The 14,641-nt window shown below is 35.1% G+C and carries 11 protein-coding genes and 2 pseudogenes; 2 read left to right on the forward strand and 11 right to left on the reverse strand.

What is annotated here, in order from left to right; genetic code table 11:
* Positions 1 to 2: 2 nt before the first annotated feature.
* From V179_RS0116385 to V179_RS0116430, 11 genes and pseudogenes are all read right to left on the reverse strand, one after another.
* Entirely contained in the window at positions 3 to 1,292 is a 1,290-nt protein-coding gene (locus tag V179_RS0116385; protein WP_028392441.1) for a four-carbon acid sugar kinase family protein, read from the reverse strand.
* A gap of 94 nt (positions 1,293 to 1,386) precedes the next feature.
* Positions 1,387 to 2,358: a 2-keto-3-deoxygluconate permease gene (locus V179_RS0116390; protein WP_028392442.1), complete on the reverse strand. Its 972-nt coding sequence runs from the start codon at positions 2,356 to 2,358 to the stop codon at positions 1,387 to 1,389.
* Positions 2,359 to 2,803: 445 nt separating this feature from the next.
* On the reverse strand, positions 2,804 to 3,751 hold the full coding sequence (locus V179_RS32510) for a methyl-accepting chemotaxis protein (protein ID WP_407637252.1): 948 nt from the start codon (positions 3,749 to 3,751) through the stop codon (positions 2,804 to 2,806).
* Positions 3,746 to 4,789: pseudogene (locus V179_RS32515) on the reverse strand (HAMP domain-containing protein); the annotation flags it as partial. The pseudogene V179_RS32515 and the gene V179_RS32510, both read right to left, overlap by 6 nt.
* 373 nt (positions 4,790 to 5,162) lie before the next feature.
* A complete protein-coding gene (locus V179_RS28165; RefSeq protein ID WP_084552389.1) occupies positions 5,163 to 5,636 on the reverse strand; it encodes an NUDIX hydrolase in 474 nt (157 codons plus the stop codon).
* Between the two features lie 213 nt (positions 5,637 to 5,849).
* On the reverse strand, positions 5,850 to 6,035 hold the full coding sequence (locus V179_RS0116405) for a hypothetical protein (protein WP_028392444.1): 186 nt from the start codon (positions 6,033 to 6,035) through the stop codon (positions 5,850 to 5,852).
* Positions 6,036 to 6,154: 119 nt separating this feature from the next.
* Positions 6,155 to 6,877 (reverse strand): DUF421 domain-containing protein, encoded by a 723-nt coding sequence (locus V179_RS0116410; RefSeq protein ID WP_028392445.1) that lies wholly within the window; start codon positions 6,875 to 6,877, stop codon positions 6,155 to 6,157.
* 932 nt (positions 6,878 to 7,809) lie between these two features.
* Complete coding sequence (gene abc-f, locus V179_RS0116415; RefSeq protein WP_028392446.1) at positions 7,810 to 9,441, reverse strand: ribosomal protection-like ABC-F family protein; 1,632 nt, start codon at positions 9,439 to 9,441, stop codon at positions 7,810 to 7,812.
* 457 nt (positions 9,442 to 9,898) lie between these two features.
* On the reverse strand, positions 9,899 to 10,177 hold the full coding sequence (locus tag V179_RS0116420) for a hypothetical protein (protein ID WP_028392447.1): 279 nt from the start codon (positions 10,175 to 10,177) through the stop codon (positions 9,899 to 9,901).
* 211 nt (positions 10,178 to 10,388) lie between these two features.
* Positions 10,389 to 11,597 (reverse strand): CynX/NimT family MFS transporter, encoded by a 1,209-nt coding sequence (locus V179_RS0116425; protein ID WP_028392448.1) that lies wholly within the window; start codon positions 11,595 to 11,597, stop codon positions 10,389 to 10,391.
* Positions 11,594 to 12,289 carry a FadR/GntR family transcriptional regulator gene (locus V179_RS0116430; protein WP_028392449.1) on the reverse strand — a complete coding sequence of 232 codons (696 nt, stop codon included), beginning with the start codon at positions 12,287 to 12,289 and terminating at the stop codon, positions 11,594 to 11,596. Before V179_RS0116430 ends, V179_RS0116425 begins: the two co-directional genes overlap by 4 nt.
* 307 nt (positions 12,290 to 12,596) lie before the next feature.
* Here V179_RS0116430 and V179_RS0116435 point away from each other — a divergent pair.
* Together V179_RS0116435 and V179_RS0116440 are read left to right on the forward strand one after the other, a co-directional pair.
* Positions 12,597 to 13,333: pseudogene (locus V179_RS0116435) on the forward strand (helix-turn-helix domain-containing protein).
* A 394-nt stretch (positions 13,334 to 13,727) separates the two neighbouring features.
* On the forward strand, positions 13,728 to 14,639 hold the full coding sequence (locus tag V179_RS0116440) for a DMT family transporter (RefSeq protein WP_028392451.1): 912 nt from the start codon (positions 13,728 to 13,730) through the stop codon (positions 14,637 to 14,639).
* The last annotated feature ends 2 nt before the right edge of the window (positions 14,640 to 14,641 follow it).

Raw genomic sequence — 14,641 nt, forward strand, 5'->3', positions numbered from 1 at the left:
ATTCATTTTTCCCCCTTTAATTTTTTTATTGCATTAATGAAAACATCTTCTGCACCAAAACCACCAGCTTTAGTGACTACATAAATGTTATCATTCCCTAAAAACTTAGAAATAGGAACACCTATTTCAAGTTCGTCTAGTAATTCAAAACCTTTGACATCCCATAAAGTACAGATTTGTTTTGCCGTATCTCCACCAGTCATCGTAACACCTGTGAAAATTCCTGATTCTAAGAGCACAGAACAAACCGCACCTATTGCTTTTACTATTTCATTGCTAATTTCAGTATGGCTAAGTCCTTTTAATTCTCCAGTACCCCATGCTTTCTCAATATCTTCTTTTTCACCTGTGGAATAGATCAAAACATCTAGTCCCTCTTCTGCTTTTTGCATGGCTTCGTGGTAGACTCTTCTGATTTCACTTGTTCTTTCCGTATCCTCAGCAATCGCTTTATAGGATTCGAATGGGATTGCGTAGACATTTGTTTTTTCTAACAGCACCTTCATCTGTGCTCTAGAGTTTTTATTCACACTACCAACAACCGTAAGTGTTGGATTCGTGTTTGTATGAATAGCCAATTCTTGATCCTTTTTTGGGATACCATAGTAGTCAGGAAGATAATTGGCAATCCCAGCAGAACCGACCCAAGTAAATTGATAGGCTAATTCTTTAGTGTAATCCAAAATTTGTTTAAGATGATGTTCTTCCGTTGAATCAATGATAAGGTATGTTATTTCTTTTTGGAAATAATCCTTAATTTTTTCTTGAACAAATTGTTCCCCTTGTTCTAAGTCGTCAACTGTAATCGATCCAATTGGATGTTTTGTTTGTTCTTTTAAAAGTTCGGGTAAATATGATTGTGTTATAGGTGTTTTAGGATCTTTTGCAATCTCTGTTTCTCCTAATGGAACACCTTTTAAATAGTGTGTAGATTGGAGAATCGTTCGATTGTTTTTAGGATAGCCAGGTGCAATCATGACGAAATCAGGTTTCATAACCTCATATACCGCGTCAATTTCTGCACCAATATTTCCCCTCATTGTTGAATCGAGTTTTTTGAAAATATTTTTAAAACCAGCATTTTTGAGAAACTCTGCTATTTGTTTCACTTTTTCGTATGCTTCTTTTCGATCGATCGAACGACTATCCGTATCAAAAACAACAGCTTCATAATTATTAACGCTTGTTTCGTCCATATCAAATAAAACAGTCGTTTTTAAACCGTGACGAGCTAATTGAACCCCACTATCATTGGCACCAGTCAAATCATCTGCGATGATAGCTAATTTCATAATCGATCTCCTCCGAAAATACAATTTATCATTTTAAAAGAAGAGAGAAATTATAACGCTCTTACTTTTCAACGATATTAGTTCTAATAACCTTTTAACTAGCTTTAGCCATAACGGCTTTTTTATCTAATCGTTTTGCTAAGAACCCGATAAACAGCGGTAATAATATAGCAGTTGTTACAACACTTGCTGCAATTTGAACAGTTGCTAGTTCTGCAATTGGTTCAAATGATGCATTGGCAGCAACAATTGCAATCGGCGTTCCAACTGCGTTTCCAGCTGTTGAACCTTCAGAAGCACCAACAATCGGATTCCAACCAATCCATTTGAAAAGTAAGTACCCAATTCCACCAGTTAGTGCAACAGTAATGACACCAAGGAAAATACCACTAATTCCACCTTTAATAATGGCACTAAAGTCAATTCCCATACCTAGAGCAAAAGCAAAGAAAGGAACTAGCTTGTCGCTACCTTTATTTAAGAAGTCTCCCATTTCCGGATCTAAGTTCCCGATAACAATACCGATAATTAATGGAAGTAATACAGCAACGAAAGACATTGGCGAGAACATACCATTGGCGAAGCCCATAGTACCAAAAATGGATAAGGCAACCATTGTTAAAAATGGTCCATCACTTAATGCTAAAAATGGATAAGCAGCTTTGTCATCTTCTTTCCCATATTGACCAGCAAGAGCAATATAAAGGCCACCGTTTGAATTCGTCATAGCAGCAATAATAGCTAATGGTGCTAAGCCTAAAAATAATCCATTATCGTCCGCAAGCCAAAAAGCAAGGAGACCGACTAAAGAGCCGAGTACCCATTTAAAAACTAAAAGTGTTACACCTTTACCAACAGAAGAACCGGCTGTTTTAAATGTGATTTGAGTACCTGCTATTAATAGGAATAAAGCAATTAATGCACTGGCACTATTTACAAATAATGCTTCTGTAAAGCCACCAATTCTTAATATGCCAGGAAAAAATGTGTTGATAGTTGCAGCTAGTAATAACGGAACAACCATCATTCCTCCTGGAACACGATCTAGTGTTGCTTTAATCCTCATTCTATTAACCCCTTTTTGAAACTTAAATTATATATAATAATGTTCGCAATCATTATATTAAGATAAACCGTTTTCAAATGCAACAGTTTTTAATTATTTTATCTCAAAAAATATTATACTGTTTAATATTGAAACAATTCTTTCGACAAAGTTTAAAGTTAGCCTGTTTATGCTTAATCTTTCAGCTGCTTTGTTTGATTATTATTATCTTCATTTAATACCATTTGAAACATTATTTTCTATCTTTTTCAAAGTGCACTTCATTGAAAAGACATGATGTTCTCAGTCTATACATAAAGAGGCAGCCCCATAACAAAAAGTCCAGAACCTCACATCTACTCAATCGTTTATTAGTATTATTTCTTAATAAACAGAGTATAGGATGTGAGGTCATACTTTTTTAAGGCTACCTCTTCAAGTCTTTCTATATGTTCACTTGCCTATGTTACAGTTTAAATTGCTGTACAATATCCTGCAATTCCTCGGCGATTTGTGATAAAGAAGCCGCAGAACTTCTGATTTCTTCCATAGAAGCTAATTGTTCTTGTGTAGATGCTGAAACATTTTGAGCGCCACCTGCTGTTGCGTCTGCTACTTTTGCAACTTCTTCAAAAGTGTAAACAAATTGTTCCGTACCAGTAGAAATATCCTGGATTTTAGATGTGACTTGTTCGATTTGTTCCGATATGGTATTGAAGAAACCTGTAATTTCCGTAAACGATGAACCTGCATCGCTGACTACTTCAATTCCTTTGTCTACTTCCACTGTTCCTGATTCCATTGATTTTACCGCATTTGCTGTTTCATTCTGAATCGATCCAATCATTTGTCTAATTTGATCAGTTGATTGTGCCGATTGTTCTGCAAGTTTACGTACTTCATCTGCAACAACAGCAAATCCTTTGCCATGCTCTCCTGCCCTAGCCGCCTCAATCGCTGCATTCAACGCAAGTAAATTTGTTTGATCGGCTATATTTGTAATAACATCTACAATTTTACTAATTTCTTGTGAATGGCTACCTAAAACTTGGATACTGCTTGATAATTCATTTACTGTTTTCTTAATGTATTCCATTTGTCCAATAGTTGTTTCAATCGCTTTGTTTCCTACTGCAACAGCCGATGATGCATTAGCTGCTGTTTGTGAAACCTCTTTTGAACTAGCAGCAATATATTGAATCGATGCTGACATATCTCCAGCCATTCTTGAACTTTGTTCAATCTGGTTAGACTGACTCTCCATACCTGCAGCAACTTCCTGAATAGATGAAGAAATTTGTTCCGTTGCAGACGTGTTCTGCTCTGTACTAGCGTTTAATTGCTCAGAAGATGCTGCTAGTGTACTTGATTTTTCCCGTACCTCCAAAATGACCTTATTAAGGCCCTTTCTCATCTGCTCAAACACTGTCGCTAAATAACCGATTTCATCCTGCGATTTCGACTTGATTTGAACACTTAAATCGCCTTGACTCAAATTATTCGCCGCCCCGACTAGCTCCGTAATTGGACGAATCATTGAGCGAATGATGAAGAAAATCAATAAGCCTCCAAGTATAATCGAAATACTTATGACGATTAATGTTGTTTTTAAAATAGGTTTAACTGCATCAGCTACTTCACTTTGATTCATACTGCCGACAATTTTCCAACCTGTTAATTCACTCGTTGAAAACGCTAATTTCCTCGACTCCCCATTTGCTACATAATTAAACTTGCCTGATTGAGCCGCTTGCAATTTTTTGGACAAACCGTCTTCTACTTTTGTGCCAACCTCAATCTTCGGGTGGGTAATATAATGATTATTCTTATCGATTACATATAAATAACCTTGTTTGCCAATTTTGATTTGATTGACTAAATTAATAAAACTCCCCAATTTAAGATCAACAGCAACAACCCCTTTTCCATCGGTCGTTGCTTTGGCTATCGTAATGACGACTTGTTTAGTCGCTAGCGATACGCGTGGATCTGTAATAAGTATCTGACCCTTATTAGCCATCGCATCCTGATACCAAGGTCGCACTCTTGGATCATAACCAGGTGGATTTTTTACTGTAGACGGCGAATTAATAAATTGCCCTTTCTCTGTTGCTATAAATGTTTGTTCAACATCTGTTTTGTCGCTCTGTATTGTATCTAGCAATCTTCTCATTTGAAAATCATCATCTTCGACAATATTAGAAATGACAACTGAATTCGCTAAATAATTGACATCTTCTATATGTGAACGAATGAATTGCTCTACTGAATGATTAATGATCCCTACATCTTTTTGCGCCGTCTCCATCATTTGTTGATCTAAATTATTTTGCGAACTTTGATAAGAGAATATAGCTATTGAAAAACTTGGTACTAATAAAATGATTAAAAACACTATTATTAATTTCTTCCTCAAGCTAAAACGAAACTTGGTATCTTTAGTTTTTTTCATATATATGCCCCCTATTTAATTGTTGAAATTTGAAATATTCAAAAACCAGCTTAACAATACCTTTATTTTTATCGTCTACATTTGCAATACTTTTAGAGTACTTTCAAAAATAATTAGTAATCTATTTCCAGTTCAAATTGTTTGGTATGCGACGATTGTAGGCAAGTAGTTAAACAGGGGGAGTTTTTTTAAAATTTTTATTATTTACAGCTGATGATCTTATTTCTGCACCTGAGGCAACCATGGATTTTACTGGACGTTAATGAGGAATAAACTAAAAAAAGTCGAGCACATAGTAGTCCTGACAACAATATCTGTTCGACTTTTTATTCACTTAGTAGTATAACTTCTTCACTCATGGTGGTCGGAAGATTTATTCATTCTCTACTCTCGCTTTTTTCATATCTGGTCCCCCAGCTTCATAATGAAAATCATGGTATCCTTCATCATTTATTAATAATGGTAAGTAGTGAGGTACCTTTTCTGGGATGCCAAGATTATTTGAATCCAAAATCCAATCGATTTTTTTCCAATCTAGAATTCCTTCTCTAGTCTTTATTGGTGTAGGATAGTCTAAAGATTGGTCTATTACAGCAAGAAACACATGGATGCCATCAACTGAACCATTTGAAGTCGTCCATTTTACTACTCCTTCAGAGAAAAAATGGTTTAATCGAATTCCTGTTTCTTCCCACACCTCGCGAAGTGCAGCTTGTACTGGAGATTCATCGCCCTCAATTTTTCCACCAACGCCGTTCCAAATACCCATTATCGGTGCTTTTTCTCGATTTAACATCAGAATTCTATTACCTTGTTTTAAAAAACAAACTGTATACTTAAATTTCATTTGATATACGCCTTTCTACGATTTTTATTTATTTGTCTAATTTTTGTATACCGAACCTTCCTTCCACTATACTGTCGCATATTTTTTTATTGGTTGCACCATGAATATCAATTCTTAGTAGACTTGAATGATTAGCCCTGCCCCCTGCCCTTCATACAAAAAAAGCTGCCCAAAAGACAGCTTCGACTTTCCCGTAATAGGGGATAGGATCTGTTATTTCCATACAGACAGATCCTTCTTACGATATTTGCTATCTTCTTCAGTTTCAATCAAATCCATGGCTGTTTGCTTAATTTGCTCATCATTTACTTGATCATATAATTTCTTCAAGCCAACAAATATTAAGTAACAAAGTACATTAGGAATTATCCATACCATTCTTAACTTTATGTTATACAAAAGTATCCATCTCCAAATATGTACGATATCAACAAGAACAATTTACCATAAGTGCATGTCAATAGTTAGTAATTTAAAGGTTTTTGTTAAACAATCTGGTAAAGTGAAAATTCACATAATTAACGATATCCGGTTTCATTATCAATTGGAGAAGTAAGACGGTCATTGTAAACATCAAAATACAATTGACCATTCGTTCCTTTCACAGCATAAAATACGCTAGTCACCGTTAATCCCCTCTTTCTTAGTTCACTTAATAACCAGTCTTTCGTTAATCCATTATTAGCTAAATTCTTGTCCAATATTTGTTTTTCCATAATAAGTTCAATAGGAAAATGGTTGCCCTCTTTTATAAAAATGTTAAGATCTTTTATTGTCACATAACGGTATGGGGGGTGCTTAAGAATCGATATTTCACCGTTTGGCTCAACAACTGCATATTGTACTTCTTGAATATCAAATACATCTTTTTGTCGTAACGCATGATTTAACGTATCCAATGTATAGCGAAGCAGTCTTAGATTTTCTTCTAAAATTTTTCCGTCCTCAATGATTACAGTTGGTTTGCCAGATAACCATTTTCTCACTTTTCTGCTTTTCAAAGTGATGATTGACAATGCAAAAGTAATGCAAAAAAAGGTGATCATCGCAGTCGTCACTTGCCAGGCTTCGTTACGAAGATTGAAAGCAAGATTAGCTGTAATTGAACCAAAAGTTACCGTTGCAATAAAATGATGTAAGGTCATTCTTGATAAGGTTTGCTTCCCTAAGAAATTGACAATAACCATAAAAAGAAAAAAAGCAAAAATAGTCCTCACAATAATTTCTATAAAATCCGACATAACTAACCACTCCAAAAATACTTATTTATTTGTAGTATTTACTGTTTTTATAGTATTTAACGTACACAATTAATAGTATATTGAGTCATTAACCTAAAGGAATCTATTATCAGGAAAAATATTTCTCAAACATCACAGACTGAAGTCGGAAAATAGGGTCTTAATGTAATTGGGAAGTACCCTAGATTCAGCTGAAATTGAGTTTTGATTAGTTTTTGGATGCTCTGTTTGTTATGTATTAAAAACCGGAAAAGACTCCAAATACATGATTTCTTAGAAATGATGTGATTTTAGTCATCCAATAAAAAACAAGACAACTCACATAATAATTGTGAGGTAACCGCCAAATCGAGTGATATTGTAATCTTATTTATCCTGATTTACCAATGAAAAATGACATGGTAAAGAAAGGTATCGAAAATCAAGTATATAAGTAATCGTATAGATTAAGCCTTGACAGTAGATAACCTAGAGCCATAACAGAACCTAATATAGCCCAACGTAAGGTATCCAACCAGTAGATATCCTACTCCAATTAAAACAGAGCCTATATAACCCAATGGACAATTTTTTAAAGTGATTTTCCTAATCATCATTAAAAATTTCGAGTAAAAAATTCCAACAATAATTAACCCAAAAACAATTATCAAAATTGCCCCTACTTGTCTAATAAAATCAACGATGTTGACACCTCTAACACCACAAAGATAATTAAAAACCTAATCAACAAGAAGATATGAAGCTTTGCGCTGAATCAATTTCTACAGCTGCTCCACCCATACCTTCCATATATTCTGCTACTATGGTCACTTCCTTCTTCGTGCGAACGTTTCCTCACCAGCCATCTTTAATATCTTGTTGAACAACCCCCTTTTGAGTGCGAGGTCAATCCCTTAGGAGGCCACCACCTTTTTATGAAACAAGTTTTTTCATTAGGAAAGCTCTCTTATTTGTTTCGAAAGCTCTTTAAATCTCAGATCAAGTTCTGCGTATTCTTTATTATCTGGGGTCATAAAACTAAGTTTTCCTAAAACCTCTTGTCTTTCTGTATCAAGCTGTAAGCGTCTTTCTTCCTTATTATCTTTATGAGACGCCACTTCATTCAATTGCTTGTGTATACGATTGTTCATAATAACGAGTTTAGTAGTTGTTATTTTTTCTAGGAAATAGCGATCATGCGATACGACCAAAAGCGTCCCATTGTATTGTGCTAACGTGTCCTCCAGTTGTTCACGCGAAGCTAAGTCTAGATGATTCGTTGGTTCATCTAAGATAAGCACATCTTTGTCTTCTAGAATATACTTCATTAGCTTACACTTCACACGTTCACCCATGCTCATATTCTTAATTGGTTCTAACCATTGAGAAGCCAAAAATCCTAAATGCTTCATTAAATTTTGAACTTTTCCTCTCGCCTCAAAGGTTTCTTTATAAAAAAGCTGCTCTGGAGTTTGTTCAAGTGGTAGATCAAATACTTCTTGAGTTAAATAGCCAATTTTTGCAGATGGTGAAGTCCATATATCGCCTTCGGCAGTTTCCTGTCCGAGTATTACTTTCAATAATGTCGTTTTCCCACTACCATTTGGACCAGAAATTGAAACCTTATCACCATGCTGTATCGTAAAATTGGTGTCTTTAAAAAGCGTTCTGCCGTCATATGATTTCATTAAATTTTTAACTTCTAAGAAGCGCTTTCCTACTTTATGATTTGCTTTCATCGAGAAGGTCACTTTGTATTCTGAATCAAGTGGCTCAACTTTTATTTTTTCAAGTTCTTTCTCAAGACGCTTTTGTTTAGATTTTACTTGTGCATCCATGCGCTTTGCTTTTACCCTGTAGTATTCTTTAGGGAATTCTTTTTTCGTCGATTGTGCATGAGCTTTTTTTGACCAAGAAGTAAGTTCATTCATTTGACCTTCAATACGTTCAACCATTTTTTGCTGTTTTTCATATTCTCGTTGCTGTGTGAGTCTTTTCTGTTCTCGAAATTTCATATAACTAGAATAGTTTCCTTTGTGACTAATAAGCATTTTATTTTCAATGGACCAAATTTTTGTTGCAACAGCATCTAAAAAATAACGATCATGCGATACAAGAATAACGGTACCTTTATGACCTTTTATCTGGTTAATTAGGATTTTTAAGCTTTGCTCATCAAGATGGTTTGTCGGTTCATCTAATAGTACCAGGTCTGTATCTTGTGCAAGTCCTTTTGCAAGTCGCGCTTTTAATTTTTCTCCACCACTTAATTTTGAGAAATCATGAATTGGAACATGCCATTTCTCTAATAATGTAACTTCTTTTGGAGTAATCTCTTCAAAAGAATGCGATTCGGTTTCTTGCTCAACCATAATGGTTTTAAGATCGTTCTGTAAAAATTTAATATGTCCTTCTGTCGGTAAAAAGTCCTTGTTCAATACCCGCAACAAAGTAGATTTTCCGGCACCGTTTTTACCGATAACTCCAATAATATCCTTTTGTTGTACGGTGATATTTACGTTTTCAAACATTATATGATCTTTGATTTCAACGCACACATTTTGTAACTGCAGCAATTCTTTCATTAAAATCCACCCTCTTTTTAGGGAGAATAAAAAAATCCTCCCAATTCATTTGGAAGGATTAGTCGCATTTTTACCGTACTTAAATAAGCTATCTCACGTAATAGCTCAAGGGATAGTAGAAAATGGATAGACTAATCCTAGTTTAATATCATTCGAAATATAAAATTTCAAATTCTAAAAAATAAGATTAGTTATCCATCGTCCACCCATCATCCCTTTCGATTTATATTAGTGTGATTGTAGCACTTATTTACAGTGAAAGCAATCAACTTTTGAGTCTGTTAATGTAACCAACGAATCTTCGTCAATTACGAAAAAGCTCTTAGCCACCGTTAGCGGAAAAGGGGCGGGGCTTTGCAAAATCAGCTCCGCACCGCCACCTTCATAAGGTTATATAATTTGAGAATCTGAACCTATTTCATCGATGGGCTTAAGAGCAGACGCTCATGAATATATTTTATTCTAAAGTCTCAGAAATTGGCGATGGCTGCTTTTCCCACTCAGTAGGTCCTTCACCACTTTCAATGAACTTTCTCCAATAATCTCCGCTTTGCTTATCAAAAATGATCAGGTTATTTTCATTCGGTGAAAGGAGTTCATACCTGTATTGCTCCCCTTTTGATATCTTTTCTTGTTTATCTTGATTTGATTTTAATGATTGCGAAATAAACCAAGAACCTAAAAGCACACAGATTCCAAAGAAAATAATAGAAAAAGAATGAAGATATTTATACACTTTTATCCCCCTCATATACTTACATTTTTATTCTATCATTAACAAAATATTCATAGTTTTATTTTGAACAAAATTCTCATTCAGCTATTCTTCCAATTTATTAAGAAGGAAATGTATCAAAAACATTCTCGATTAAATGGTAACTTCTTTGCTGAACACGCAGATGATGCATGTGTTCTCTACCTTTTATCCTACACAGCCTATAAAATCTTTACACCTTTTCTTCAATAAAACCTTTACCAGCCCCTATGCCGGCAATAAAGAAAATAATCGGCAGTACTAAAAAAAGAAACAGTGGCGCATGCCATCCAGCTGAAATGTCATGAAGCCAACCAAAAACAATCGGTCCAAAAGCTGCCAATAAATAGCCAATGGATTGAGCCATTCCTGATAATTCAGAAGCTTGTTGACTATCATTTGTTCGTAAAGTAAAATACATCATCGATAAGCCGAATGCACTTCCACTGGCTATACCAATAACAATTACCCATACTGGCAAGAAAACACCAATAAATAAACCTAAAAAACCGATCAAATATAAAATGGCTGTAATGGATGATAGCAGCCGCTGATTTTCCAACTTTCCTGCAATAATTGGAATAATAAATGTCATTGGAATAATGGCAAATTGCAATAAGGAAAGTAACCACCCCGATGCACTAATACTATAGCCATAACTTTGAATAATTTCAGGCATCCACGTCATCAATGTATAAAAAACGAGCGATTGCAAGCCCATAAACACTGTAACACTCCAGGCAATCGGAGATTTCCACATGCTTTTTGCACTCACTTTGCTCTTTTTGCCGTTTACATGTATATCGTGTTTTTTATTTAGTTGAAAACTCCAAATGATAATCGCAATAATTGATAAAATCCCCCAAACGGCTAAAGAACCCCGCCATCCCATATTTCCTAGAGATGAAAGTGGCACACTCAGACCAGAACCTAAACCACCAAACACATTCATAACTACGGCATAGATTCCTGTCATTAATCCCATCTGTAACGGGAAATTCACTTTAATCAAACCTGGAAGCAACACATTACAAATTGCGATCGCAAGCCCAATTAATATAGTTCCGAGGAACAAGAAACTTGCCCCTGGAAGAATCCGGACAGCGATACCGAACGTTAAGACGAGAAAGGCCCAAAAAATAGTCATTTCGTTCCCAAGTTTTTTGGCGATTTTCGGTGCAAATGGCGAAAGCAAGGCAAAGGCGATTAATGGAACAGTTGTTATGCTGCCCGCCATTGAGTGAGATAAACCTAACTCATCCCTTATCGTAGATAATAACGGACCGACAGATGTGATCGGCGCCCGCAAATTCGCCCCAATAAAAATGATGCCTATTAGCAATAACCAATATTGCCCTTTTGATAAATGCTGATTGTTCAGTTGTAAAGCTGGCTTACTCAATTTGATCCCTCCATCATTGTGTATAGTGAGTCTTTCGCTTTCCTTAAATAAGCATCTACACATAAAACAGCGGCATGGCCATCTTGTACTCGAATCGCTTCATAGAGATCTGTATGAACGGCATATTCATCTTCTAATTGACGTCTTGCACGCATATTTTCATGCACAGAATTTTGTAAAGCATCGGTAATATGATCATACAACTCAATAAACATTTGATTATGAGTAGCTCTTACAACCGATTTATGAAACTCAATGTCCATATTTATAAAATAATCGGAGTCCTTATTTGTAGCCGCTTCCTTACACTTCGTTAAACATTCTTCTATAATATTTAAATCCTCCATCGTTCTTCGCTCTGCCGATAGCTTTGCAGCTTCTTTCTCTAAAGCTAACCGAACTTCTAGAGTCTCCATTAGGTCGCTTTTTTGAATTTTCTTCTCTAATGCTAACCCGAGAGTACTCGCTGATTTCACCGTCGTGCCAATACCTTGCCGTGTTTCTAGAAGACCCGCATGAACTAAAGCACGAATCGCTTCTCGTAATGTATTTCTACTCACATCAAACTTTTCCATAAGTTCTGGCTCTGCCGGAATTTTACTCCCTACTTCCCATTGTCCAGCTTCGATTAAATCTTCCATTTGAATTGCGACTTGTTCTACTAATGTGAGACGTTTAGTCTTTTTTATCATTACTTGATCGAGACCCCTTTTTAAACGTAGGATGTTTGGTTTATTGGATAATGTATCATAAGATGAAAAGAAAGTAAATCTTTCACGCCTAAAAATAAAGGGAAACTCCTGTGACTCTCTCAAAAGCGAATGTGGGGATAGAGGTCTGTTAATCCAGATAAAATTCTCCCTTATCTTTAACAAATAAGAGAAATACAAAACTGGGACCGCCTGATAGCCTATAACAATATACAGTTTTGATTAAGTTTAATTACCAAATGAATGGTATAATCTAGATTAAATTACGAGTGAGGTGGGGATTAAGATGGTGGAGAGTGGTAAACAAGTAATTTGTGAAAAAAGAACATATTCCAAAGAATTTGATTCTCATCAACATGATTTTGGTCAATTCCTCTTTCCATTACAAGGCTCCTTAGACTTACAAACGAAGTGGCAAAAAATCAACCTTAACTCAGACTACTGCTTTTATCTGCCTCCTGAGTGCAATCATATTTATCGTTCTACTGACAGGAATGAATTTTTAATCTTAGATATCCCAAACCATTATTTACCTAGTAAAACAGAGAGTATGTATATGAAGTTAGACAAACAATGGTCTTCCATAAGGTTTTTATTATTGGAAGAGGCAAGGGATCAAGGGAACACAACATCTGCATTAAATGATCTGACTAGATATGTGGCTCAAAAATTACGGACATCACCTTCTCCTTCTATTGACTTTATTCACAAACATTATAAGGAGTCCATTAGAGTTGAAACATTGGCTGAAATTGAGCATTACCATCCAGTATATTATTCATCATGGTTTAAACAAAAAACAGGTAAAAGTCCTAAAGCTTATATCACCGAACTACGTTTAAATGATGCTAAACGATTATTAAAAACGACATCATGGTCGATGACGAGCATAAGTGAAGAATTAGGCTTTGAAAATTCTTCCTCATTTACTAGGTGGTTTGTGAAATGCGTAGGGAAACCTCCGCAAATGTATCGAAAACATTAAGATTGGATAAAAAGAACCTTAAACTTAGTAAAGAAAAATGATGATTAGTTTTCTATTATTAGTTTAACCGTTCTTATTATCTTTTTTTATTGGAGTGAATCGTATGAAAGGAAAATATTATTAATTTTGAATTTTACTTACTTCAATGCTTTTGGGAACAGAAGCACCAATTACTTTAATTACAATTCTTCACAATCTAACTCTCAGTACAGGAATTTCTTTAACAGCCTGATAAAACAGGCTTAATAATCTTTGCTACAATAAAATACAGATTTACAGTTAGATTGGACTAGAGGTGAATCAAAATGTATTGGACTCCATTATTCGAAAATGATGTACCAGTAGCTCTCTCCCATTCTAATGGAGAGATAACTATAATAGGTGCTTCTCTCCGTTAGGGCATATAAAGCCTAAATTAAAACGGAGGGTATAAAAATGAAAAATACACTTATTGGTTCTTTATATTTAATATTAGCTTCGAGTATCTGGGGTGGGATGTATGTTGTCGTTAAAATATTAGTGGCAGTCATACCACCATTAGAACTTGTATGGATGCGTTATTTAATAGCACTAGTTGCATTAGTCATTATTAGCCTTTTGACTAGACAAAATTGGAGAATTAATAGACGTCACTTTGGCATTATCGTTGCTATCGCAATTATAGGGTACGTCATTTCCATTGTTACACAAGAAACAGGTACAATGCTTTCTACTGCACAAATGGGTGCTATTATAACTTCTACAACACCAGCATTTATGGTTTTGTTTGCTAGTTTAATCCTTAAAGAACGTTTAACTTTAAAGAAGGCTATTTCAGTTAGTTTAGCCACTATTGGTGTGATTATCATTGTTGGAATTGATGATATTAATATGTCTAGCATGCTTGGTGGAGTATCACTTATTATAGCAGCATTAACATGGGCATTAATGTCTGTACTTATAAAACGTATACCTAGTGATTATTCACAAATTGTCGTTACAACCTATGCTACTTTAATTGCTGTTGTTGTTCTAACTCCTTTTGTCATAACAAAATTACCACAAATTGATATAAATGAATTAACTAATCCAACCATTTGGGGAGGATTAATTTATTTAGGTGTCATATCAACATGTACTGCATTTCTATTATGGAGTCGTGGATTACAAATGCTAAATGCCTCCAGTGGGGGAGTTTTCTTTTTCGTTCAACCCGTTGTTGGAACATTATTAGGATGGTTAATACTAGGGGAAACGATTAGTATCACCTTTTGGATAGGCTCTATTTTAATTCTCTTGGGAGTCTTAATCGTTATTAAAGATAAACAAGAAGAACAAAGTCATTCTAACCATTCATTAGCTCAATAAAG

Source organism: Bacillus cihuensis (assembly GCF_000504145.1).
GTDB classification, from domain to species: domain Bacteria; phylum Bacillota; class Bacilli; order Bacillales; family DSM-1321; genus Peribacillus; species Peribacillus huizhouensis.

Coding starts and splice junctions, on each gene's coding strand:
- V179_RS0116440 (WP_028392451.1), top strand. CDS start 13,728: ATGAAAAATACACTTATTGGTTCTTTATATTTAATATTAGCTTCGAGT.
- V179_RS28165 (WP_084552389.1), bottom strand. CDS start 5,636: ATGAAATTTAAGTATACAGTTTGTTTTTTAAAACAAGGTAATAGAATT.
- V179_RS32510 (WP_407637252.1), bottom strand. CDS start 3,751: ATGAGAAAGGGCCTTAATAAGGTCATTTTGGAGGTACGGGAAAAATCA.
- abc-f (WP_028392446.1), bottom strand. CDS start 9,441: ATGAAAGAATTGCTGCAGTTACAAAATGTGTGCGTTGAAATCAAAGAT.
- V179_RS0116410 (WP_028392445.1), bottom strand. CDS start 6,877: ATGTCGGATTTTATAGAAATTATTGTGAGGACTATTTTTGCTTTTTTT.
- V179_RS0116385 (WP_028392441.1), bottom strand. CDS start 1,292: ATGAAATTAGCTATCATCGCAGATGATTTGACTGGTGCCAATGATAGT.
- V179_RS0116430 (WP_028392449.1), bottom strand. CDS start 12,289: ATGATAAAAAAGACTAAACGTCTCACATTAGTAGAACAAGTCGCAATT.
- V179_RS0116390 (WP_028392442.1), bottom strand. CDS start 2,358: ATGAGGATTAAAGCAACACTAGATCGTGTTCCAGGAGGAATGATGGTT.